Source organism: Pseudomonas sp. 6D_7.1_Bac1 (genome assembly GCF_025465945.1).
GTDB lineage: Bacteria > Pseudomonadota > Gammaproteobacteria > Pseudomonadales > Pseudomonadaceae > Aquipseudomonas.
In genome coordinates, this window is the sequence record NZ_JANLNW010000040.1 from 1 (window position 1) to 616 (window position 616).

A 616-nucleotide genomic window follows, 5' to 3' on the forward strand; every position below is an offset into this window, starting at 1 on the left:
GAACAAGACCCGCAGCACCTTCAAGACCCTCAGCTCGCCCGGTGGCGGTGGCTACAACGAGCTGCGCATCGAAGACAAGAAAGGCCAGGAACAGATCTTCCTGCACGCCCAGCGCGACTGGGATGAAAACATCGAACACGACCAGAAGATCCGCGTCGGCAACGAACGCCACGACACCGTCGAGGCCAACAGCTACAGCGAGTTCAAGGCCGAAGAACACCACACCGTCAACAAAGACCGCAAAGTCGAAACCCGCGCCAACGACCACCTGACCGTCGGCGTGAACCAGCACATCAAAATCGGCACCGGCCAGTTCATCGAAGCCGGCCAGGAAATCCACCTCAGCAGCGGCCTGAAAGTGGTGCTCGAAGCCGGCAGCGAACTGACCCTCAAGGGCGGCGGCAGCTTCATCAAGATCGACGCCGGCGGCGTGACCCTCAGCGGGCCGGCGATCAACATGAACTCCGGTGGCAGTCCGGGTAGCGGCACGGCAGCGGCACCGCTGATGCCCGGCGCACTCAAGCAAGCCGACGCCGACCAGGCCGGCGCCGTGCTGACCCCGGCGCAGATCAACACCCTCAAGCGCAATGCGCCGTTCTGTGAAGAGTGCGAAAAA

1 protein-coding gene is annotated in these 616 nt (G+C 62.8%); it reads left to right on the forward strand.

Features of this window, described 5'->3' with window-relative positions:
* Positions 1–616, forward strand: a 616-nt coding sequence (locus tag NTD87_RS10115; RefSeq protein ID WP_410017480.1) for a bacteriophage T4 gp5 trimerisation domain-containing protein, incomplete at both ends; no start/stop codon positions are given.